The sequence below is a fragment of the Bacteroidetes bacterium GWF2_43_63 genome (genome assembly GCA_001769275.1).
Classification (GTDB): domain Bacteria; phylum Bacteroidota; class Bacteroidia; order Bacteroidales; family DTU049; genus GWF2-43-63.
This window is the reverse complement of the sequence record MEOQ01000028.1, coordinates 69,939-92,438: the sequence shown is the minus strand read 5'-3', so window position 1 is coordinate 92,438 and position 22,500 is coordinate 69,939. Positions and strand designations below refer to the sequence as shown.

Genomic DNA, 22,500 nt, shown 5'->3' with positions numbered 1-22,500 from the left:
AATCAATTTAATTATGCTGTAAGTTGGTACAAGTTCTGATTTATCATATCAAGAACAGTATCCAATTCGTTGTTAAAAATCTTATTTATTCTGTCAAAACCACCATCTGCCTTGAATGGCTGCATGTTGAAATCCTCTTTTGTAAGTACATTTTCTTTTAATAATTGTTTTTCAAAACGGTCTAACCACTTCAACTGAATTACAGACCATTTGTGCTGACCACGAATTTTTTGAAAAGCTTTTTTAATGCGTTCCTCGTGACTGATCAATGAGCTACCTAATGCCATGGTGCGGACAAAAGAAATGATGTCAGCTGCGATATCTTCATTTCTTGCTTCTTTCCACGCTGTATTCAAGGTTGTTGCAGTAAACCCAGCAGAGTCAAGTGTCCTTTTAAGCTCTCTTAGTGTTTGCCTTGAAAGCTCTTTAGGCTTTGTGCAAACAACAGATAGGGCAGGAACTTTATTAACATTGTCTGTAATGAATTTCCTGAAACTTTCAATATAGTCTTCAGGTTTTTTTGCTTCTCCGTAACCACGGTCCACATCCTGAACTTGATCTGGATGTTCTGATATGAATTGTAATTCAGGTTCTTGAACCATTTTATCGAGAAAGCGAAAAAGGTTAATATGATTATTTATTAAACTCTTTGCTTTAGCTGTTGAAGATTTTCGCAAGCTTTTAATAAACTGTTCAGGGGTTTTACCACCAGAAAGCTTTATGAACGATTCGAGATTTTCATCCTTAATTCTGTTTTTTCTACGATTTAATCTAGCAATAATTTCGTCAATTACCTGTTTTGCTACATCTTTTTTCTTAATAATTAAAGCCTCTTTTACAAGTCCTTCAAGAGATGTTTTTACTGAAGTTACAACTGGCTTCATAGTCGTAAATTCCTCTAGCGTGCTATATAGGTCAACAGCATCAAAAATTTTAAAAACCTCTTTGTTTATATGATCCGCCTTTCGTGTGGCACGACCCAGCATCTGTTCATACAAAATGCGAGACTTTACTTTTCTTATAAAAACAAGATTGCAAATTTCAGGAATATCAACTCCTGTTGTAAGTAAATCTACTGTTACAACTATGTTCGGGTTTCTTTCATTTCTGAACAAATCGACTCTCTCCTGAGGAGTGGGTTTTTGAACTGATCCGGTAATTTTTAAAATCGCGTCATTTTCTAATTCAATTCCACCTTTTTCAAATTCCTTTATCAAAATATCTACAACCATATCTGCATGATTGTCTGAGGCTGCATAAATAAGCGTTTTTTGCTGCGATGCAGGATCAATATGATTCACTAGTTCTCCAAGAATTGCCTTATTAAAAGGCTCGGTGATGACCTTTTTATTGAATTCTTCTACATCGAATCCAAGTTCGTCCTTCAGTGCGTCGAGGACTTCTACAGATTGTGTTTTCCGGACATACACTGTGGGCCTTTCACCTTTCACCCATTTAATTCCTTTCTGATTAAGTTCGGTCTTAATTGTATACGGAGGCTCATGATCTACTAGATAATCGTCTAAAACCGCATCCCTGTATGTATAACGATACACCGGATTTCCAAAAATCTCAGTTGTATGAAGCGCTGGTGTAGCAGTCAAGCCAATTCTGAAAGCATCAAAATAATCAAGAACCATTTTGTATTTACTCATGAAATCTAATTGATCTTTGTAATCAATCAATGTTTCATCAATTTCGCGGTCGAGAATATATCCTCGGTGAGCTTCATCCACAATAATGCAATCATATGAGCCTATCGAAGGTGTTTCATCATCGCTATTAAATATTCGTTGCACCATCCCTTGAACAGTTGCAAAATGTATTTTTGTATCAACATCAGGTTTTCTTTCTTCTAAATCTTTAAGATCGTATATATCGGAGAACACCTGTAAATCTTCAATAATTACATCTTTGAACCGGTCAGAAGCCTGGCGTCCCAAAATGTTTCTATCAACCAAGAAAAGTATTCTTTTAAATCGATGTGTTTTGAGTAGGCGGTAACATAAACCAAGAATTGTTCTGGTTTTCCCAGTGCCTGTTGCCATTGCAACGAGAGCTCTGTTGTCAAATTTATCTGCATTTGCAATTGCATTTTCAACAGCTTCAATAGCATCTAACTGGTAATACCTAAGGGCCAATCCGTTTGGATCAGTCAGGTAATCTAATGGTTCTTCCTTTAAATCACTGTTGGCTTTATCTATGTCTTTTTCAAATAATGCTTTTAGATCGTTTGGCGAAAACCAATTACGCAGAACTTTAGGATGGTTTGTGCTTTTGCGGCCATCGAGAAACCACATCCCCGATTTTATTTCAAGCTGAGGATGATAAGGTCTACCATTTGCAGAAAACATAAAAGGAACGTTATAATCATCCCATTTCCCAAGTAAAATAGCAGTGTGTTTGTTTTCAGCGTTTTTAGAGTATATTTGAGCCTGACTAAGATCGGATATAACATCTTTGCCCTTCTTTTTGGCTTCTATTATCCCGATAAATTCTAAGCCACAAAACAGTGCATAGTCAGCCCAAAGTTTGCCAACTGGCCATTCTGCTATAGCAAGGTTTTTTCCTTTTTCTGGCAGAGTTTTATTTTTCTTGAAATTCAAAATCTGAGTATCCACTTCCCAGCCGGCATCTTTTAGTTGGCGATCAATTATAATGCGGGTTTCGCTTTCGTCGAGCTCTATTTTAGAAGCAATTAAAACAGCTTTTTCCTTTAATTTTTTCGTTTCTGCATCACTAAGCTGCTTCTTTGCCGTTTCGTGTTTTGATTTTAACTCTGCAAACTCCTTTTCTAGCTTATAAAATTCTTTTGAAAGCAATTGTAAAGCATGCCTCACATCGTGATTTTCTGGTTCAATAAATGATATTTTTTCTAAATCAATTTTCGATTTACCATAAACACCCTGAACCCACTTAGCCACTTTGAATGTACAGGATAATATTGTTATGGCTTCTTCTTTTGTACCGGTATTGTTATGAACAGCATGGTTGCCCTTATCTTTTATTGTATAGAGAAGATTGGTAATTGTAGGTGGTAATATGTCTTTGTATTTTAGAGCTCTTAAGCGATTGCTAAAATCATTTTTTTCTGGGTACATCAGAACATGATATTCAAACATGAGTTCTGTTAGTTTCTCTCCGAACAAACGAGATTTTGCAAGTGAAACAGCTGGATCGGAAAAACAGTAAAATTCGGCAGAAGTGCCGATATTGGCTAACAATGAAAAGTCAACTTCAAGAAACTTAAAATTGCTGTTAAAACTATTTTCGGATCTGCTTGTCATAGCTACAAATTTATTTAATTTCTAATGCACAGACTCTTGTTGTATTTCGATTACCTCCAAGCCCTTTCCCTTTGGAGTATACCTAGTCAGAATTCGTTGATTTTCACACAAGGAAAATTCAGTAACCAAAACACTTGGTATATAGGCATTTGGGGAGCCATTATCAGGCTTGAAGAATGCAAAGCCCGCTTTAGAATTAATGTTGATGACTTTACCGGGGATCAGTTCAACTGTTGACTCGCATATATCTTTAACAGCTTCAACTTTTACCCAATTCTCAGTTTTTGGATTAGAATCTACATGCATTTTAAACCAAACCAACACATCTAAAAGCTGAAAAAGAACACTTTTGAAAAGGTATGGCGTTTTGATGGTCTTTAAATATAAATCAATACTTGATCTATGAGACCCTGCTTGCGTTACAGATAAAATACATCTCAAATACGATGCGATTAGGGGTGGAAGATGAGTTTCTTGTGAATGACGATATCCCTTTTCTATAAATAAGGTTTCATTTGAGCCTTTTCCTGTCAAAAACTTACTGCTTTCATTTAAAGCAACAAATGGCTTCACAAATTCATCAGGTAATAAGCCTAATTTATTGAATGCGAAAAAAAGGTCTTCAATAATTTTTCTGATGGTATTTAGGTGATTGTCAATATCAGCCTCGTTATTGACTTTCAACAAGCTCAAAATATCATGCCCTGCATGTTCACCAATGTATTTTTTCGTACAAACTTCAAATACACGTTTATAGCAATGGCGGATTTGAGTGTCTTCTTGTTTGTCAGAAGAAAGCTTAATCTCTTTAAATAAACGGTCAATTTCCTCGTCACTGCCTTTTTTGTAAACCCTGGTATAAGCTTTTTTAAAGGTTTTGTCTTCATAAGCCTCCGACTGGCCTGTAAGAACAAACACCTCAAACTTCTTGTCAATTTGAAGCATCCGCTCCGTTGCTCTAAATAAGTTGTAGGTGTCTTCTGTGCCTTTTACATCATCTTCGTTTTCAAAGATTTTAGCGTCAAACAAAATACCATCATAGAATGAATAATTCCGTTCCAATTCATCCATGCCATTATTCAATGATTTAAATGGCATCAAATTAATGCTGTTTCGCTTTGCTCTGCCTTTCAGTCCAGTAAGGGTTTCATGTTCATCGTCTATCCACAAAATATTGTAAATTTTATCTTCCATAATCAATTTATTAGTTTGATTGGAAATTGAAAAATAAATATCACAGGAAACAATGGGTCCTTGTTCAATGATAAAATCCAATCTGGGTTATTAAATTCTGTTGCAATTCTGTGAATGTCATACCCGCCTATACCACTACCATTCTGTGAGTCAGCTGTGGAATATTTGGTAATGAATTTCTCCCTATCGAAGTTTTTCGGGAAAGGCTTTCCGTTATTTTTAATCTCAAGCAAAAGAGAAGTTTCAACCACTGTTAATTCAATAATCACATCGTTTCCTGCTGCCTTTTTGTCAAAGGCATATTTATTAGCATTCGTCAAGAGGTTGTCCAGTAATATTTTAAAAAGTGTTCTATTCGCATAAATTCCTCTTTCTTTTAATTTTTCGCCTTTAAGTAACAACTTTTTAATTTTAAAGATGAATCCATTATTTGAAAGTTCACCAACAATGCTATTTATTTCTAAAAGCGAGATTGTTTGCTTTTCATATTCAGAAAGAACAAGGCCATTTTCACCTTTTTCAAGAACGTCAGTAATGAAATTTGTATCTCGTTTGATTTCTTTTAACGCCGAAATGATATCAATGTCATAAAATTCAGCGAATGCCTTATTTAATAATTCAAATCCTTCATTTTTCCTATTTAAAAAATCAAGCAAATTGTCTGACCAATCAAGAATATTCTGCCGAGGCCTTCCCAATGTATGTTTTAAAGAAGAAAATTCATTGAATTGCCTGATTAACTTTCCGTGAGCCAAAGCATCACGTTCATCCTGAAGTTTTTGAATTTTATTTGAAAGCTCAAAAAGACCTTGAACTTTAGCTCGTTGCTCTGCTAAAGATGGCAGTTTAATAACGGCATCTAGAATATCCTCTTTCCTTAATGATGGAATAATAGCCCCTGTTCTCACAAATTCAAGCTGTTCCAGGACATAGTCTGCATGTAATTCGTTGATTAAATATTTTAGGTCAACAATTGATTCATCAATTTTGAACGAGAGAATATCTTGACTTAGGAATAAGGATTCATTAATATACTCAAAATAGGTTGGTTTAATCGTTCTCCATCGCGTTGCCAGAAGCAAGCAAGACTCATTAATCATACGAACAGCCGGCCTTCTTAATTCCATGTCCTCTAGGGATGAAAGATCCAACTTGAAATTGAATTTATCATCTTTCAAGTTTTTAATTTGGATAAATTTTCCTGTGGCTGGAATATTTGCTCTTTCGCCTCTCACAACCTCAAGAATCTCTCTGAGTTTTACTCCATCTATTTCCTTTCGAAAATACCTTGACACACTTAAGTTATAATCCTGGTCCCAAACTTTTTCAATCTCAATGTGTCGAACGAATTTTGCATTCTTGTTGTCAGAAATGGCCGAAATCATAGCAATATCATTGAGTTGTTTTTCCCTTCTGGAATTTGTTTCAATGAAAGCCGTACCATCAATGAACCGAACAAAACCTGGAGTATCTTTTTTCTTGCTAATAACTAAAATTGCCAATGACATTCCTGTGTTATAAAGCAATCCTCCAGGAAATGAAATTACGGCATCTACCAGATCCTGATCTAAAAGGCGCTCTCTCAGCTGCCGTGCTTGTCCACTTTGGAAAAGAAATCCTTGTGGAATTAAAGCTATTAATTTTCCACTTTTTGTTAGGGACGATAGTCCTCTATCAATAAAAAATGATTCAACTGTACTGTAGTTACCTGCAATGTCATGATAATAATTCCCAATACGCATTCCAAATGGAGGATTGGCAACAATAAGGTCAAATTTTTCTAATGATTTAGGCCAATGTTTTATTGAGTCATCACAGATATATTTTACCTGATTTCCTATTTCATGAGCCAAAATTCGTAGTGTCCCAATAGCCCATGTGCGTTGGTCAATTTCTTGCCCGAAATACTTTTCATTATCGTTCAGAATTACCCCAAATGATGCAAAACCAGCAAATGGATTAAATATTTTAGCAGAGTTTCCAGCCAATGCATTAATGAGTCGAGTAAGCTCAATTGGTTGTATGTACTCTCCACCAAATCGACCTTGAGATTGTGAAATACGATAGAGTATACTATCAAAAATATCTGGAAAATTTTCAGAAAGACACTTTTTATCAAGTCCATGGAATACCTGAAAAATCTCACGAATTCCAATATCGCTCATGTTTTCAATACCTGACTTGAAACTATCCAATAAAGGCCTGTATCTAACTATTGTCTCATTTGAAGATTCGTTAATTGTTTTACAAATCATCTTTTTCAGATCTGTCTCAGAAAAAAGAGTTTCTTTTGAAATTATACCATCTTTAAATACAGACAAAAAAAACAAAACGATGTAATAATCTCTTGCCACAACGTTTTCATTTCTTAAAACATTGAATACTGACCAAATGCGAGTCTTAATATTCTCAATAGTTGTGGCCGAGATGGTATTAGCGTTCTTCATCATAAACAATTATTTGATTGATGAAGCAAAGGTGAAATACATCTGTGCAGTACAAGCGCATAGGTCAAAGGTATTTATTATAAATGATTTCTGACCTTTTTTTAAACAACACCCTAAGTGGTTCTGGTTCAAGCACTTCAATAGCATCCATGTACGAAAACAAAAGCGCATTTAATTCATGATTAATTTGCACTGTAAGCTCGATTTCTACCCCCGATTGGGTTTTTCGCTTAATTCTTTGTGACCCATGAAGCGGCTTGCTTTCAATATAAGGCCAGACTTCATCAGAAACAATGATTTTAATTTTCTCAACTTTGGCATTTTCTTTCACTGTAACACCGATTACATCAAAAAAGTAATCATCAAAATCTATGTCAAGGTTTTCAATGTATGTTTTTTTCGACTCTTTTATTGATTTTATTCTGTCAATTGCCAGATTCGAGATTGAGTTGTACCCATCGTTTAAACCAAATAAAAACCATCTGTCATTGAATTCTTTCAAAAACCATGGATGAAAAACAAGTTCTACAGGGCTATCTTGTTTAAATCCTTGATACTCGATTTCTAAAGCTTTCTGGTTCTTTATGGCATTAAATAAATCCGAAAAATGGCTTAGCCCTTTCAAGAATGGATTCTGCTCGAAAGCAACTACTGATTTAGAATGATCTGATAATTTAAACGTGTCTACCAGGCGAATTTGTATTTCATCAATCCAGTCAAATTGTGGCATGCCTTTAAACCGGGAAAGAATCGATAGCGTCTCGCTTAGTTGTTTTGCTTCAGATTGATTAATTCCTTGATTTGTAATTGAAAATGATTTGTCTGAGTATCGATAATAGACCCGTCGGCCTTCTTTGATGCGCTCAAGAGGTATGGCCCAACCTTGATCACTTTCCATAAAAGTGATATCATCAAAAACTTGTCTCCTCTTTATTCCATCAGAAATTCCTGCAAATTCGAAAATAGCATCATTACAAGCCACAATAAGATCTTCAACAAAGTACTTGCGGCCAAAGTTGCTAAAGCAACGGTCCAGCGCCAAATATCTCATTGTAGCATGCTTGTTTGTAGCCATTATATTTTCTTCAATTCAATCTATCAGAATGTTTCTCTGGGCTAAAATACAAATAATTGTGAATTGAACGTCAAATATTTGAATACAAATCAAAAGTAGGACAAATGATTTCTATACTTCAAAGCCTTTCCCATTGCTCATTCAAACAACTTAACTATTATTAGTCAAGCTATGTGTCTTTTTCAATTCAGCTGAGTGCTAGATTCCCCCTTTTTCTAATAATTGGTTATTATACAGAATGACTTTTTGAGTAAAGCTTGATACTTTTAATTGAAAACACTCAAATCCAAAACAATATCCTCCCCAAAACCTCCCCGGAATTACTCAAAATCATCTGACAATCATCTGAGATTTACCCGATTTTACCCAAAATTATCCAAAATCGTCCAAAATTGCCCGGTTTTCGTCCATTTTCGTCCGAAATTGCCTGAAAAACGCCCAAAATCGTCTGGAATTGCCCGAATTTCGTCCGGAAATAAACAAAAAAATGACCCGGCGGAGGAAATTGCCGGATCATTTTTGTGATTTTGTTGTTTTTGGAGGGTTTTTCAATACCCAAGCAAGGGTTTGTAGTTTTTCGTGAGAAATTTCTGTACATCGGAGGCTTTGAAGTAGATCTTGTGGTGGATCTGGGAGAAGGGAATCTTTTTGTCATCGCGATACGTCTGCAATAATCGCTTGCTGATACTGAGAACCCGACAAACCTCTGAGTTGTCGAGCCAGCGATCGGCCAGCGGGTTATGAGCTTTCTTTACTATGTCCAGAATTTTCTGTTCAATGTCGTCAATGCGCCTGACTATTGCGGCGAAGGCTTCGGATTCTATGGTTATTACGTCCATCTTGGTTTGATTTTAAAAGTTAAACAATCTGTTGATGGTTCGTTGCAACTAAAACCAAAGCAAGAATACGCAGGAAAAAACGGTCTTTTAGTCTTAAAAGGGTCTCAGGTACCTGAAAAGACCCTTTTTGCACTTTGCTGGCTCATTCCTCTGTTTCAAAAAGGCCGGAAAGGTCAATTCTTTTGGGGTTGTCCTGCTTGATATGCTTGTCAACCCGGTATGGCTTCAACAAAGTATTAATAGTGGGTGAGCTCAAAGGCTTGTTATTCCTGTCAACGAAGTTAGCCACTAAAAAGGCTTCGAGGTTTTCGCGCGAGGTTTCAAGGAATGGCCCATCGGGAGTTCTTTGTTGGTCAATCAACTGAGTGAATATATCCACCAGAACGTTGATCTGACCATTGATTTTGATGGGTTGATATTTCACATTGCCAATGTTTTCATTGGTCTTCATGTTGTTTGAAAAAGTCTTTCCGCAATTGATAAAGCTTCTCAGCATGGATATACCCGGATCTGCAGTGTTTCCAAGAAAAGACTTTTGCAAAGACTCCAGGTTCTGCATCAGATAATCCTTCAGAATTTTGTCGATTTTGCTGAATGATATTTCTTCAAGAATTTCAAAAAACATAATTTCTTTTTTTTCTTCCGGCGCATTGATGTAGGGCCTGAACAGGTGCTGGTAGAAAAGGATTGTGCGGACAATGAAAATATTCAGAATTATCAAAATGTAGATGTTTTCAGCAACCATTGTTTCCTGAATCTCGTTCAGGGCTCTTTTGGACTCGGCAAACAACTGCTTGGCCTTTTGAATATGTTTGAGCGCATAGGCGCATACCAAATCGCGGTCGTTGCAGAATTCGAGCATCCAGCCAGCCCGTATCTTAATTCTTTCAAATTCGTCACAAATCAGTTCACAATAGTATTTGCTCTTAATGCTTCCAAACAGGGGTATCTTTATTCTCTCATGCAGTTCATAGATTTTGACAGGGCGTATCTGAATTTCAAATTTCCCATCTGGTCGCTTTACCACTTCAGTCAGGTAATCATCTTTGTTTTTATAACCAAAAGCAAGCAGGTCAATACTGCCGAGATATGCATTGGGATTATCCCCTGCTGATATCACTGCGACCGTGGTAGTCTGCGCCTCAAGGACAAGATTTTCCAATACCAACCGGTTACTGAACCGCGGTATTTCAGGGAAGTATTTTCCCTGGACAATTTCACAATACACTCCTATGTGAATCTTGTCAAAGCACATTTGACTAAATTAAAACGTGTTGTTAAAAAACTACAAAATCGCGGTTTTATTGTGGTTTTTAGCTACAAAAATCATGGAATTGTACAAAAATCTTTGAGTCTTGTCAAGAGTGATTTTTTTTGATTAAAAAAGTAAAAAAGCAAACGAAAGGTGGCTGTCGATATAATGCGAATACATGCCTATGAAGCACTAATATTATTATTTAAAAGGTTTGATTTTTAATGAAATAATGTATATCTTTGCAGTGCCGAAAAGCTAAGTTCTTTATATTCAGCTCATAACGCTAAAAAAGCCAAGTGGATTTTTGAGTGGACTAACTTAAAAATTCTTTGTTTATGAGTGTATATCGGAGGTTGACGAGTGGGTTTTTATCCCTGTCTCTCCGCCACCCAATCACAAACAGCCATGCCGTCGCGTGGCTGTTTTTTGTTGCTGTGCGCTGAAAGCCTGCCGCAATACACTCCCTGGAAACCGGATTTTTCATACTTTTGCATCAATGTGGCCGTCCGGACAAAAAACTGAATTACATCTTATGAAATCGACCCTGATACTTTTTTTTGCAATCGTTGCTCTTTTTTTTAATGGCCCCTTATCGGCGCAAAGCAAAAAAGAATTACAGCTGGAAAACGAAATGCTTAGGTTATCAAATGCTGTCTTGCAATTAAGACTGGACAGTTGTGAATTAGCGGGAAGAGAACTATTTGAGCAGCTTGAGCCAAAAATAGTGGAAGCGGATGAGTTGACGCAAAAGATTTCGGCTTACGAAGTAGAAATACTCTCCAGAATTGACACTTCTGAAAAAGACGCAGATGCAGTTGACAGAGCCGTTGCCTGGAACGATACGATCGTACATGATCAGAAAAAAATGCTTGATTTAGAGTCCGACTTTATTGACGCCATTGTTGATGGAAAAGATATTTCGGACATTGAAAACAGTTTTAAAATATACGCGGCCTTTCTGTATACATTGGCTAAGAAATACAAAGATATAGCACCTTTTGACGAAACAGACACCTTCAGAAAAGCAATGATAGAGCTGGTTAATGAATTCAAAAGTGTGGCTGATAACGAATATAAAGAAATGATAAAAATATATTCCAAGGATGCAGAAGCGCTTACCGACGCAGATTTTGATAGATGGGGTGTACTGACCGACATAGTTGACGAAAAAGAAGGTGTTGCCAACGAATTATTCCTGCTCAGGCAGAAAATTTTTACCGTTGAATACCATTTCACATTGCAGAACTGATTGAAACAAAATGTCCCCGATCTGATTGCGTAAGACAATGTGTGAAAAATCGCCTTCTAAAATCAAGTTAAACATCTTTACGGAAGATTTGTGTCTGTTTATCTATAAACTTAACACCTCAAATCCTGATATTCAACAGCTTTCGTGCAACTATTCCTGGCTTTAATGTATCTTTGCAGTAAATTTACAATGATGAAAAAGTGGTTTTTAGCGCTCGTGATGGTTCTTTCTTTTTCAGGATTGAAAGCAGAAGGCGGTGACACTATATATGAAGGTTTGAATCTTTCTGAAGAATTTTTGTTATTCATGCCCAACGCGTTCTCTCCCAATGGTGACGGACACAACGACAAATTTGCTCCCGTCGGCGCTGGCATTACCCTCGATTATTTTGAAATGAGAATTTACAGTCGTCGGGGAAATCTTGTATATTTGAGCACCGATATCAACCAACCCTGGGACGGCGACATTACAGGAAAGCGATACGATGAGAACTCCACAGAAGTTTTTGCCTATCACATTACTGTCAGAACGTACAAGGGAGTCGAACGGGAATATTTCGGCTACGTCGTACGATTACCATAATGCATGAACCGATTCAAATTCATTAAGGAATTTCTGAATTTATCCAAAACCGAAAAAGCCGGAATCTGGCTTCTGATTTCGATTTTTATAACTGTTATTCTGCTTTCTTCATTTCTTCGCTCCGCAAAAACCAGCGTAGCTGATACTGATTTTTCGCAATTTGAACAACAGATTCTGGCCTGGGAAAGCAGCATCTGTAGCGACGATAAGCAATACAACAATATTAAAAGTGATCTCGATGCGCCCGGTTATTCATCTGCAAAATCGAAGCTGAATCCATTTGCATTTAATCCAAACGAGCTCGATGCTGACGGCTGGAAGCGGCTTGGGCTCACTGATAAGCAAACAAAGTCTATTCTGAATTACCGGCAGAAAGGTGGCGAATTCCGCATCAAAAAAGACTTTGCAAAAATGTATACCATCAGCGAAGAAGAATATTTGGTGCTTGAGCCATTTATTCAGCTTCCTGAAAAACAAGCTCAGAAGCCCGATTACAAAGCTTCTTCGTATGAAAAAAAAGAAGTCGTGCGTGTTGAAATTAATTCAGCAGATACCTCCGCCTTGATGAAAGTGAGAGGCATCGGCCCTGCCTTTGCAATGCGCATTGTCAGCTACCGGAGCAGGATTCACGGATATATCAGCATTGATCAGCTGAAAGAAGTAAAAGGAATTGATTCATTGAAATTCGCCGAGATTTCTCCATCGCTTTTTGTAAACCCATATCTGGTGCGTAAGATAAACATCAACACAGTTACTTTTGATGAATTGAAAGGCCATCCATATTTCGGCTACAACATTTCATTGTCGCTCATCAATTACCGCAAGCAGCACGGAGAATACAAAGTGCTCACCGATATCAAAAAATCGGCGCTGGTCACCGAAGAAGTTTACAAAAAAATCAGCCCTTACCTGACGGTGCAGTGATCGGGCTGCCTGCATAAAGAAAGCCGTGTTGTAAGTGGTCAGTGGTGAGTGAAACAGAACTGGCTACTGAACGCTGATACAATGATGTGAAAATGTGATGCTGCGCATATGTGGCGCTTCGCGCATGTGGAAATATTTGATTCTGGAAAAAATTTGTAACGACTGTAACGTTTGTAACGAGTAACGACCCTAACGACTCAGCCCCTTCTTTAACCTCTCTGCGTCGCGCAGCGACCTGAGTGCGTTAAAGAAGCACCCACTTCTCTGCCACTTCTCAGAGCACCGACGCTGCGGTCGGCACATTCTGCTGAAAGCTGACAGCTATAAAAAAAGGAGGCCCGTATCGATGCCTCCCTTTTTGTCTTTCCGTGAATAAATTACGGAACGCTCTTATTCGAATTCTACCATCAGAAAATTCTTTGGAACGCGTACGCCTTCTGTTACATGAATCGACTTAATAATTCCACTCATGGGAGCAAGAATTTTATTATGCATTTTCATAGCGTCAAGTTCAAGCAGTACATCGCCTTCAGCCACTTCATCCTTCAATGCAATGTTAAGCTTTATAATGGTTCCCGGAATAGCTGAGATCACATTTTTGATGTTCAATGGAGCATAGTTTTTCCGAATCAGATATTTTCTCGAAAACGTGGTTTTGTATTCACCCTGTTCGGTCACTAAAATGTCATATTTCACATCGGCAACCGCAGCTTTCTTTTCGGCTTTCTTGCCTATTCTTTTTGTTGTTAATTTCATAGCTTCGGATTTTTCAGAATGGAGGAATGCCGTGTTTTTTGGTAGGACGAGTTACCATTTTCTGCACCGAAACTTCAAGTGCATGAGCAATAAAGCTGCGTGTTTCGTCAGGATTGATAACTGCATCAACATATCCGTAAGCAGCTGCTACATATGGGTTGGCAAATTTATCCTTGTATTCCTGCACCTTTTTCAAACGCATTTCTTCTGGATTTTCAGCAGCCAGAATTTCGGCACGGAAAATAATGTTTGCAGCGCCCTCTGGTCCCATCACGGCAATTTCGGAAGTCGGCCACGCAAAAACAAAGTCGGCTTTCAGGTGACGTGAAGACATGGCAATGTATCCTCCACCATATGCTTTGCGCAGAATGATGGTGATTTTTGGAACAATTGCTTCGCTGTAAGCGTACAGCAACTTGGCTCCGTGGCGGATTACACCGGCAAATTCCTGGTCAACGCCCGGCAGATAACCCGGAAGGTCAACCAATGTTATAATCGGAATATTGAAAGCGTCGCAGAAACGTACAAAGCGCGCAGCTTTGTCGCTGCTGTCAACGTCAAGCACGCCGGCCAACACCAGTGGTTGATTGGCAACAAGCCCGACCGTATCTCCTTCGATTCTTGCAAAACCAATTACAATATTGGGTGCAAAAAGTTCCATAACTTCAAAGAAATCACTGTCATCGGACAATGCCCTGATAACCTCGCGCACATCGTACGGAGTCTTAGGGTCAGTCGGAAGTATCGAAGATATTTTATATTTCTTGTTTGGTTTTACAGATTCAAACCGATCCGCTTTTTTCGTGTTGTTCCACGGAATAAACGACAAAAGGGCTTTTATCTGTGCAAAACACTCAAACTCATTGTGGGCAAAGAAATGGGCATTTCCTGTAATCTCAGCATGAACGCGGGCTCCGCCAAGATCTTCCATCGAAATTTCCTCTCCAAGCACTGTTTTGATTACTTCGGGGCCGGTAATGAACATTTTTGAAATATTGTCCACTACAAACACAAAGTCGGTCAGGGCCGGGCTGTAAACTGCACCACCAGCACAAGGGCCCAGAATCACAGAAATCTGTGGAATTACACCAGAGGCAAGGGTGTTTCTGTAAAAAATTTCGCCATAACCTGCCAGGGAGTTCACGCCTTCCTGAATACGGGCGCCACCTGAATCGTTGATGCCGATAAGTGGCACCTGCATTTTCATTGCATGATCCATGATTTTGGTAATCTTCATGGCGTGCATATATCCCAGCGAACCACCGGCTACGGTGAAGTCCTGCGCATAAATACAGATGGGATAGCCATTAACGGTTCCCGTTCCTGTAATAACGCCATCTCCGGGGAGATGTTTTTTATCCATGTCAAAATCTCTTCCGGCATGTTCCACAAACATATCATATTCATGGAAAGAGTCCGGATCCAGAAGGGCAAGAATACGCTCACGGGCTGTTAGTTTACCCATAGCAACCTGTTTAGCTATGGCTTTGGTACCACCGCCCTGGCTCGCATCAAGCACTCGCTTCCGAAGGTCATTTGATTTCGATCTGATTGACATAATTTATTTTTTGGTTATACTTTCATTTTCGAAAATTCGGGCAAAGTAAAGCATATTATTGCGGACCCGCGGTTAATAACTCTCTGACAAAATGACAGCGATACTCACTCAAAGCTTGTTCTGAAGCGCCTTTCCAACACTTCCGAAGCACCCCTACTATTAACATTTTTTAACTTAACTGCGGATTGAAATTATCTCAATTATAGACTGTATAAAAAGCAGTCAGCGCAAGCTCTGTTCCTAAGCTTCGCCCGTTTCAACCCCCCGACTATTTTGAGCCCTTTGAGTGGTACCCCCAGACGCCTGTTGCAGAGTCTGTCTAAAAATGATGTCGAAGGCAAAAACAACATTCCACCGTCAGAAAGCGACGTAGGAGCTGAAGGACATGGAACCGTTGTTTTTGCAGTTGTTACGACGGTTCCATGTTCCGGCCTGTTTAGAAAACCCTCAAAGAGTTCGAAACTCTTCGAGAGTAAATTGTGGCCGGAACGGTGGAATGTCGTAACAATTAACTATTTTTGGACGGTCACGCAATCATTAGGTGGTTTTTGAAAAAATATGTACTTTTGAAAAAAAAAGGATATGAAAAATCTGTTTGCTTTCTTTTTTGTGGCTCTTTTTTCTGTCACATTGTTTGCACAGGAAGAAGATCTTGAGATTTCAAACCGCTTCGGGAAAGCCGACCGGCTCATGATAGACCTTTACAACGACACCTGGATCGGCGCACCCGATTCCATTGATTTCAAAGGTTACAATCCTGGAGCAGCGATCAATGTTGTCAAGGACTTTCCGCTCGGTGCAACCAATTTCAGCTTTGCCATCGGAGTTGGAATCGGTACCCACAATATGAGATACAATGCTCATATATATAACGATCCTACAACTTTCGAAAACTACTTTGTAAACAGGGTAGATACCCCAAAGCAGTACAAAATGGTTCTGTCGTTTGTCGATATTCCTGCTGAAATCCGCTTCAGAACAAAGCGCGACAATGTTTTCCGTATTGCCGTAGGTGGCAAAATCGGCTATAATATCAACAATCACATCAAGCATGTGGACGATGATTTTAAGATCAAAACATATAACACTGAATATATTAATAAACTCCGTTATGGCGTAACCGCCCGCGTGGGTTATAAAATGTTCAACGCATATGTCTATTACGGGCTCTCAACCCTGTTTGAAAAGAAACATGGACCTGAAATGGCACCGCTGTCATTTGGTATTTCGCTTATTCCATTCTGATGAAAAAATAATTTCACAAAAAAGGCCTCCGTATAAGGGGCCTTTTTTTATTGCCAACTATAATCCTTAAACTGGGCGCGCGTCTCCTGACGCGTGACCATTCGCTGTAATAGGTGCTGGGCTCGTTTATTGTGTTCCATGGACTCTGTCCCAAACCAAAATAAGCAGCGCTTTTTGTACTTCGTGGCTTTTTTTGCCTACACGTAAAACGTGACACGATCGGCTCTCAACCCTATCTTCAATTCAAAAAATCTCAAATCAAATCTGAAATCAAAAATCTTATATCTGATTTCTTATATCAAAAAAGGCCTCCACCGGAGGCCTTCTGAAAAATATTTTCTTTCGTTTTAACGAAGCTTGAATTCAACAGGAATATTGAGCTTGACACGAACTTCCTTACCTTCTTTAATGCCCGGTTTCCACACAGGCATCAGTCCGATCAAACGCAGCACTTCTTCGTCGCAGCCATGTCCGATACCGGAAACGATGGTTGGCTTGGATACTTTTCCGTCTTTTTCAACAATAAAGGATGCTATGACAACACCTTCGACCTTGGCGTCCAGCGCTTCGCGCGGATAAGATTGGTTTGAACGGATGAAATTTCCCAGACCGTTGGGGCCACCGGGAAATTCGGGCATCTGGTCAACCACAACATAAATGGGCTCATCGCTTTGTGCGGAAACTGAAACCGGCATAATGAGCGCCAGAAACGGAAGTAAAAACAATAAGGTTCGCATGGTTGGTGTTTTTGCAAAGTTATTAAAAATCTGACAACTACGTTTCAAAAGAAATGCTTATATTATAGGCGAATATTTTGCCGACAATCTAATCATTCGTGTAAAACGCCATATCAACAAACGTAAAACTGTGCCAGTTATGAATCTACCTGAATCTTTCATTCATTATGTCTGGGAAAAAGGACTTGCCGGACAGCAGTTTATCCTTGACACCGGCGATGATTGCCGCATTCTGAAACCCGGAAAACGAGGCAACCGCGACGGACCCGACTTCGAAAACACGGAAGTCATCATCAATAAGCAACATCTGGCCGGAAATGCTGAAATTCATCTTAGCAGCAGCGATTGGTTCCGCCACGGACACCACACCGATCCGGCCTACGACAAAACAATTCTGCACATCGTTCTGAAAAACGATGCGATTATCTGCAACAAAGACGGATGCCTGATTCCCTCCATCGTGCTTCCGGCGGACGAAATCATGCAACTGTACGAAAACTACTCCGAGAAAAGTCTTTTCAGCATGGGAAAATTGCACTGCAGTGAATATATTTCTGCTGTTGATCCGGAATTTTTCATGAACTATGTGGCGATTCAGGCAAAAGACAGATTTATCCGCAAGTCTGCCAGAATAAATACTTTGCTTGAACAAAACAATTACGACTGGCCGGAAACCGCATGGAAGACCATTGCGTGGGCCTATGGCCTGACTCAGAATACTGTTCCGATGGAATGGCTGAGCAATACAATATCGTGGAAAAACCTGTGCCGGGCCGGCAATGTTTTTTCGGTCGAAGCCATTTTACTTGGGCAGGCAGGATTTCTCGACAAGGATTTGCCTGCAGAAAACGGTTATTTATGCGCCCTTAAGCAAGAATACGCTCATTGGAAAAATCTGTTTTCATTAACCGCCATTGATGTGAATGTGTGGAAGTATAATCCTGTCAGACCATCAGCGATGCCCGAAACGCGGCTTGCGCAAATTGCGGCGCTGGTAAGCCAGATTCCGGATTTATTCAGTGAAATTACAGCAGCTAAAACAAAAAAAGATTTTTATCGCATTCTGCGGCAGCCCGTATCAGGTTTCTGGAAAAGTCATTGCCGTCCTCAAACAGAGCGAAAGAGTTCATCAACAGGCAAAACAGGAAAGACCAGTGCCGATCTGATTATCATCAATGCCATTGTTCCCCTTTTGATTGCGTTTTCGGAATACACCGGCAACAGGAGTTATGAAAACACCGCCTGGCATTTATTAAAAAACATTGCGCCCGAGCAAAATAAAATTATTGATATATTTGTGCGAAATGCCGGCATAAAAGTCTGCAACGCTTTTGAATCACAGGGTTTGATCGGATTGTTTGATAAGCTCTGTTCTTCAAATAACTGCATGGCCTGCCCGGTGATGAATGAACTCGTCCGAACAACTGGCCATGACTGAACACATGGAATTTTCAAGACGACCTGGATTGGCTGCTACAACAACAGCCAGCAGAATAGTATTCTCTGACAATATATCAATACCAAACCTATGAGTCCAACCAAACAAGCGTGGGGAACACGAGTCGGGTTAGTCCTTGCAATGGCGGGCAACGCTGTCGGCTTCGGAAATTTTCTACGGTTTCCAGTCCAGGCCATTCAGAATGGCGGCGGAGCTTTTATTATTCCTTATCTGGTCAGCTTTGTTATGCTGGGATTGCCTTTGCTTTTTATTGAATGGAGCATCGGACGTTACGGCGGCACACGCGGATTTCACAGCACTCCTTTTATGATGCAAAGCATGGATCGCCGACGAATGTGGAAATATGTGGGCGTATTCGGTATTTTCAGCAACATTGGAATTGCATCCTATTACTGTTACATGGAGTCGTGGACGCTGGCGTATATTTTTCACAGTGTGATTGGCACTTTCAATGGCATGGATCAGCATCAGGTGGTGCAGCTTTTCAACGATTATGTTTCGCTCGACAAAGCCACCCTGATTCCCTTTGAGCCCATTGTGTTTTTTCTGATTTGTCTTGGAATCAACGTTTATATTTTGAGCAAAGGGCTAAGCGGAGGAGTTGAAAAAGTGGCAAAAATCGGCGTTCCTTTGCTGCTGGTTTTTGGTCTTATACTCGCCATACGCGCGGTCACACTAAAAGCCGGAACAGCAGGCGCTATAAACGACAGTTCCGTCGGTCTAAACTTTCTATGGACGCCTGATTTCGATTCTATTTACAATCCAAAAGTCTGGTTTGCCGCCGCTAGTCAGATCTTTTTTACACTATCGCTTGGAATGGGTTCCATTCAGGCCTATGCCTCCTATTTGCGGAAAAAAGATGACATTGCGCTCAACGCCATGTCGGCCGGCTGGATGAACGAATTTGTAGAAGTAGTGCTGGGAGCCGCTATCATTATTCCGATCTCGGTTGGATACCTTGGGGTGGCGAAAGTTCAGGAATTGGCAGGGCTCGGGGGACTCGGACTTGGTTTTAAAACCATTCCGTATTTATTTTCTCAATGGGGGCCGCTTATGGCAACAATTGCCGGCGTTTTTTGGTTTGGACTCTTGTTTTTCGCCGGAATCACATCGTCTCTGGCCATGGGAACGCCAGTTCAGGGTTTTCTGGAAGATGAATTCAAATGGTCGCGAAAGAAAACCGCACTTGCTTTTGGACTGATTATTCTTGTCATCGGAATGCCCACCGTTATATTCTTTAATCAGGGTGTTTTTGATGAATATGATTACTGGACAGGATCCTTCGCGTTGTTTGTGTTTGCAGCGTTTGAGGCCATTCTGTTTGCGTGGTTCTTTGGTATAAAGAAAGGATGGAAAGAAATAAATACAGGCGCGGATATCAAAGTCAGCCGCATTTTCCGCTTTCTGATTGCATACGTCACGCCTGTTTTACTGATAATCGTTTTTCTCGGAGCAGTATTCACGCCTGTCCACAACGACTGGATCTCAGCTTTTCAGGGATTGTCCGACGGTCATGGATGGGCTTTTGACCACGAAAGTCTGGTTGGAAAATTAATGAACAATGGACTGAAAGAGAAGATTGCAGCAGCCACCGACCCAACTGTGATTGCCGATCTTAAATACCGCCTGCTGTTGACAAATCTTTCCCGATTGTTGCTCCTTGCTGTTTTCGTTGGAATCGCATTACTTGTTCGTAAAGCTTATTATCGTCATAAAAAAGAAGGGAGACTGAAATGAAAACCGAAGCGTTGATTATGATGCTGATTACAATATCTGCCGTTGCCGCGGTTACAGCATATTTTTTTATAAAAGTTCTGACATCCAAGCCCAAGCAGGAACCCGACTCCTACAGCGAAAACGATGAAGAGCCCCGTTGATCCGGGCAGCGTTTTTATATGATTACTGACATTGCAAAGGAAGGTCTGACGCTGATTTCGAAGTATCGGATTACTTCGGCCGACACCGATATGTATGCACGTCTGAAACCATCGGCATTGCTCGGCTTTATGATACAATCGGCCATTGATTCGGCCGACAACATTGGATTTGGATTTCGTGACCTGCGAAAACAAAAACTCTTTTGGGTGCTCAGCCGGCTTACGCTGGAAATGGATTCAATTCCACAATGGTATGATGAAATTGAAATAGAGACCTGGCCGCGTGATATTGAAAAAATTCTGTACCGGCGTGACTATCTGATCCGGCAAAACGGAAAAGTCATTGGTCGCTCAACATCGCACTGGCTGGCCATTGACAGGGATTCCAAGAAGCCGGGGAAAGTAGCGCTCGAAGACGAATGGATGTTTCTGTCGCTGCGCGAAAAACAGGCCATTGCAAAAGCTCCGGTAAAAATTATGCCAATCGATTCTCAGAATTCTGACACCATAGAGACAAACTTCACCGACTTTGATCTGAACGGACACGTTACTTCCACTCGATATCTGGAATGGGCTATGAATGCGATTCCTGCTATATTTCACAAAGAACATGTTTTTGAAAAACTCACTGTGAATTATATCAAAGAAACCTTGTCCGGAGAAAAATTAAATACGAAGATTCAATTGATTGAAAACAAAATTTACCATTTCGAGGCACAACATAAATCAAGTGATAATGCGGCTTTCAGGAGTGTTGTGGTTTTCAGGAATGTTTGAGAAATATCTTACTAATGATATTGACACGACCTGCAGAGCAGGTCAAACAATAATAGCGCGGCCTGAAAGGCCGGGAAAAAGATTGAACAGAAAACGACCTCGTAGAGGTCCAATGAAGGAAAATTCGTTGGTAATAATTTTTGAATATATGTGTATTAGACCCTGACAGGGTCTAAACTATTTACATTTTTACATCCGCCAGCTGGCGGACGCTATAATTATTTGACATCTTCCAGATGTCACCTATAATTTCAATGTCTTTTTTCTTCAGCACAAAATATCGAAATTATCCCAATATGTAGTATATTTGTTCCAATCAACCCGCAAAATAATGGAAGTCATCAAACTTGAAGGGGTGAACAAATCGTACGGCAAAGTCCGTGCGCTCACCAATCTGAGTCTTTCGGTAAACGAAGGCGAGATCTACGGTTTCATCGGTCCAAACGGTGCCGGGAAATCAACGACCATTCGTTTGCTGCTGAATTTTCTTCGCCCTGAAAGCGGTGCCATGTCGGTACTAGGCATGAATCCGCTTACACAGAATGTTGCAATAAAAAAACAAACCGGATATGTTTCAGCTGAATCGTTTATGTACAACGATATGCGGGTGAGCGAATTGTTCCGCTTTACGGAACACTATCACGGAATCCGCGACGGTGCAAAAATCAAAAAACTGGTCGAAATGCTCGACATTGATACTGAAAAAAAGTTTGAGCAACTTTCGTTCGGCAACCGCAAGAAAGTATCTGTGGCCTGCGCCCTGCTTCATTCTCCGAAGCTACTCATCCTCGATGAACCATCAAATGGTTTGGATCCGGTGATACGAAATAATCTCTACGAATTGTTGCAGGAAGAACAAAAAAACGGCGCCACTATTTTCTTTTCATCGCACGTTTTGAGCGAGGTTCAGAAAGTCTGCACACGAATAGGGTTGCTGAAGGAAGGACAACTAATACGCGAAAACAGCGCAACTGATTTTACCAATATCGGGTATCGGCAAGTGGAAGTTGAAACGACCGACACTTTGAATATTAGCTCTGTAAGCGGGGTTGAAAACCTTGAGCACAAAAACAGTCATTATCATTTTCTCTTTTCCGGAACGGCTAATGATTTGCTGAAATTGCTTGCAACCATCAATGTAACTTCGGTACGCATCGAAGAACCAGAGCTCGAAACCGTATTCATGCACTTCTTCAAACAATAAGGGGGTAATATGTTGTTTAAAAGAGAAATAAAAAG

At 39.9% G+C, this 22,500-nt stretch carries 18 protein-coding genes; 8 read left to right on the top strand and 10 right to left on the bottom strand.

Annotation, left to right across the window (positions count from 1 at the left end; translation table 11 throughout):
* Nucleotides 1–11: 11 nt before the first annotated feature.
* The 7 genes from A2W93_09415 to A2W93_09385 all read right to left on the bottom strand — a co-directional run bounded on the left by A2W93_09415 (nucleotide 12) and on the right by A2W93_09385 (nucleotide 10,097).
* The gene (locus A2W93_09415; protein ID OFY54514.1) at nucleotides 12–3,287 is read right to left on the bottom strand and encodes a type I restriction-modification system endonuclease; all 3,276 of its coding nucleotides are present in this window, start codon (nucleotides 3,285–3,287) and stop codon (nucleotides 12–14) included.
* A gap of 21 nt (nucleotides 3,288–3,308) precedes the next feature.
* Nucleotides 3,309–4,481 carry a hypothetical protein gene (locus tag A2W93_09410; protein OFY54513.1) on the bottom strand — a complete coding sequence of 391 codons (1,173 nt, stop codon included), beginning with the start codon at nucleotides 4,479–4,481 and terminating at the stop codon, nucleotides 3,309–3,311.
* Between the two features lie 2 nt (nucleotides 4,482–4,483).
* Nucleotides 4,484–6,931 (bottom strand): hypothetical protein, encoded by a 2,448-nt coding sequence (locus A2W93_09405; GenBank protein OFY54512.1) that lies wholly within the window; start codon nucleotides 6,929–6,931, stop codon nucleotides 4,484–4,486.
* Nucleotides 6,932–6,992: 61 nt separating this feature from the next.
* Nucleotides 6,993–8,003 carry a WYL domain-containing protein gene (locus tag A2W93_09400; protein OFY54511.1) on the bottom strand — a complete coding sequence of 337 codons (1,011 nt, stop codon included), beginning with the start codon at nucleotides 8,001–8,003 and terminating at the stop codon, nucleotides 6,993–6,995.
* A 352-nt stretch (nucleotides 8,004–8,355) separates the two neighbouring features.
* Entirely contained in the window at nucleotides 8,356–8,562 is a 207-nt protein-coding gene (locus tag A2W93_09395; protein OFY54510.1) for a hypothetical protein, read from the bottom strand.
* Nucleotides 8,552–8,842, bottom strand: coding sequence for a DNA-binding protein (locus A2W93_09390; protein ID OFY54509.1), 291 nt, complete (start codon nucleotides 8,840–8,842; stop codon nucleotides 8,552–8,554). The genes A2W93_09395 and A2W93_09390 overlap by 11 nt, the downstream gene beginning before the upstream one ends.
* Nucleotides 8,843–8,984: 142 nt before the next feature.
* Nucleotides 8,985–10,097 carry a hypothetical protein gene (locus tag A2W93_09385; GenBank protein OFY54508.1) on the bottom strand — a complete coding sequence of 371 codons (1,113 nt, stop codon included), beginning with the start codon at nucleotides 10,095–10,097 and terminating at the stop codon, nucleotides 8,985–8,987.
* Between the two features lie 496 nt (nucleotides 10,098–10,593).
* Here A2W93_09385 and A2W93_09380 point away from each other — a divergent pair, with 496 nt between their 5' ends.
* The 3 genes from A2W93_09380 to A2W93_09370 all read left to right on the top strand — a co-directional run bounded on the left by A2W93_09380 (nucleotide 10,594) and on the right by A2W93_09370 (nucleotide 12,852).
* Entirely contained in the window at nucleotides 10,594–11,346 is a 753-nt protein-coding gene (locus tag A2W93_09380) for a hypothetical protein (GenBank protein ID OFY54507.1), read from the top strand.
* 189 nt (nucleotides 11,347–11,535) lie between these two features.
* Nucleotides 11,536–11,928: a hypothetical protein gene (locus A2W93_09375; protein OFY54506.1), complete on the top strand. Its 393-nt coding sequence runs from the start codon at nucleotides 11,536–11,538 to the stop codon at nucleotides 11,926–11,928.
* Nucleotides 11,929–11,931: 3 nt separating this feature from the next.
* The gene (locus A2W93_09370) at nucleotides 11,932–12,852 is read left to right on the top strand and encodes a hypothetical protein (GenBank protein OFY54505.1); all 921 of its coding nucleotides are present in this window, start codon (nucleotides 11,932–11,934) and stop codon (nucleotides 12,850–12,852) included.
* Between the two features lie 390 nt (nucleotides 12,853–13,242).
* Here A2W93_09370 and A2W93_09365 read toward each other — a convergent pair whose 3' ends face one another.
* Both A2W93_09365 and A2W93_09360 read right to left on the bottom strand, forming a co-directional pair.
* Entirely contained in the window at nucleotides 13,243–13,548 is a 306-nt protein-coding gene (locus A2W93_09365) for a hypothetical protein (protein ID OFY54540.1), read from the bottom strand.
* A gap of 73 nt (nucleotides 13,549–13,621) precedes the next feature.
* A complete protein-coding gene (locus A2W93_09360; protein OFY54504.1) occupies nucleotides 13,622–15,166 on the bottom strand; it encodes a methylmalonyl-CoA carboxyltransferase in 1,545 nt (514 codons plus the stop codon).
* 582 nt (nucleotides 15,167–15,748) lie between these two features.
* Here A2W93_09360 and A2W93_09355 point away from each other — a divergent pair.
* Nucleotides 15,749–16,411: a hypothetical protein gene (locus A2W93_09355; protein OFY54503.1), complete on the top strand. Its 663-nt coding sequence runs from the start codon at nucleotides 15,749–15,751 to the stop codon at nucleotides 16,409–16,411.
* 347 nt (nucleotides 16,412–16,758) lie between these two features.
* Here A2W93_09355 and A2W93_09350 read toward each other — a convergent pair whose 3' ends face one another.
* The gene (locus A2W93_09350; protein OFY54502.1) at nucleotides 16,759–17,148 is read right to left on the bottom strand and encodes a hypothetical protein; all 390 of its coding nucleotides are present in this window, start codon (nucleotides 17,146–17,148) and stop codon (nucleotides 16,759–16,761) included.
* 139 nt (nucleotides 17,149–17,287) lie between these two features.
* On the opposite strand from A2W93_09350, the gene A2W93_09345 reads away from it, so the two are divergent.
* The 4 genes from A2W93_09345 to A2W93_09330 all read left to right on the top strand — a co-directional run bounded on the left by A2W93_09345 (nucleotide 17,288) and on the right by A2W93_09330 (nucleotide 22,465).
* Nucleotides 17,288–18,586 carry a hypothetical protein gene (locus tag A2W93_09345; GenBank protein OFY54501.1) on the top strand — a complete coding sequence of 433 codons (1,299 nt, stop codon included), beginning with the start codon at nucleotides 17,288–17,290 and terminating at the stop codon, nucleotides 18,584–18,586.
* Between the two features lie 90 nt (nucleotides 18,587–18,676).
* Nucleotides 18,677–20,344 (top strand): sodium:calcium symporter, encoded by a 1,668-nt coding sequence (locus tag A2W93_09340; protein OFY54500.1) that lies wholly within the window; start codon nucleotides 18,677–18,679, stop codon nucleotides 20,342–20,344.
* Nucleotides 20,345–20,502: 158 nt separating this feature from the next.
* Entirely contained in the window at nucleotides 20,503–21,261 is a 759-nt protein-coding gene (locus tag A2W93_09335; GenBank protein ID OFY54499.1) for a hypothetical protein, read from the top strand.
* 331 nt (nucleotides 21,262–21,592) lie between these two features.
* A complete protein-coding gene (locus A2W93_09330) occupies nucleotides 21,593–22,465 on the top strand; it encodes a hypothetical protein (protein OFY54498.1) in 873 nt (290 codons plus the stop codon).
* The last annotated feature ends 35 nt before the right edge of the window (nucleotides 22,466–22,500 follow it).

Coding starts and splice junctions, on each gene's coding strand:
- A2W93_09415 (OFY54514.1), bottom strand. CDS start 3,287: ATGACAAGCAGATCCGAAAATAGTTTTAACAGCAATTTTAAGTTTCTT.
- A2W93_09410 (OFY54513.1), bottom strand. CDS start 4,481: ATGGAAGATAAAATTTACAATATTTTGTGGATAGACGATGAACATGAA.
- A2W93_09405 (OFY54512.1), bottom strand. CDS start 6,931: ATGATGAAGAACGCTAATACCATCTCGGCCACAACTATTGAGAATATT.
- A2W93_09400 (OFY54511.1), bottom strand. CDS start 8,003: ATGGCTACAAACAAGCATGCTACAATGAGATATTTGGCGCTGGACCGT.
- A2W93_09390 (OFY54509.1), bottom strand. CDS start 8,842: ATGGACGTAATAACCATAGAATCCGAAGCCTTCGCCGCAATAGTCAGG.
- A2W93_09385 (OFY54508.1), bottom strand. CDS start 10,097: ATGTGCTTTGACAAGATTCACATAGGAGTGTATTGTGAAATTGTCCAG.
- A2W93_09380 (OFY54507.1), top strand. CDS start 10,594: ATGTGGCCGTCCGGACAAAAAACTGAATTACATCTTATGAAATCGACC.
- A2W93_09375 (OFY54506.1), top strand. CDS start 11,536: ATGATGAAAAAGTGGTTTTTAGCGCTCGTGATGGTTCTTTCTTTTTCA.
- A2W93_09370 (OFY54505.1), top strand. CDS start 11,932: ATGAACCGATTCAAATTCATTAAGGAATTTCTGAATTTATCCAAAACC.
- A2W93_09360 (OFY54504.1), bottom strand. CDS start 15,166: ATGTCAATCAGATCGAAATCAAATGACCTTCGGAAGCGAGTGCTTGAT.
- A2W93_09355 (OFY54503.1), top strand. CDS start 15,749: ATGAAAAATCTGTTTGCTTTCTTTTTTGTGGCTCTTTTTTCTGTCACA.
- A2W93_09350 (OFY54502.1), bottom strand. CDS start 17,148: ATGCGAACCTTATTGTTTTTACTTCCGTTTCTGGCGCTCATTATGCCG.
- A2W93_09345 (OFY54501.1), top strand. CDS start 17,288: ATGAATCTACCTGAATCTTTCATTCATTATGTCTGGGAAAAAGGACTT.
- A2W93_09340 (OFY54500.1), top strand. CDS start 18,677: ATGAGTCCAACCAAACAAGCGTGGGGAACACGAGTCGGGTTAGTCCTT.
- A2W93_09335 (OFY54499.1), top strand. CDS start 20,503: ATGATTACTGACATTGCAAAGGAAGGTCTGACGCTGATTTCGAAGTAT.
- A2W93_09330 (OFY54498.1), top strand. CDS start 21,593: ATGGAAGTCATCAAACTTGAAGGGGTGAACAAATCGTACGGCAAAGTC.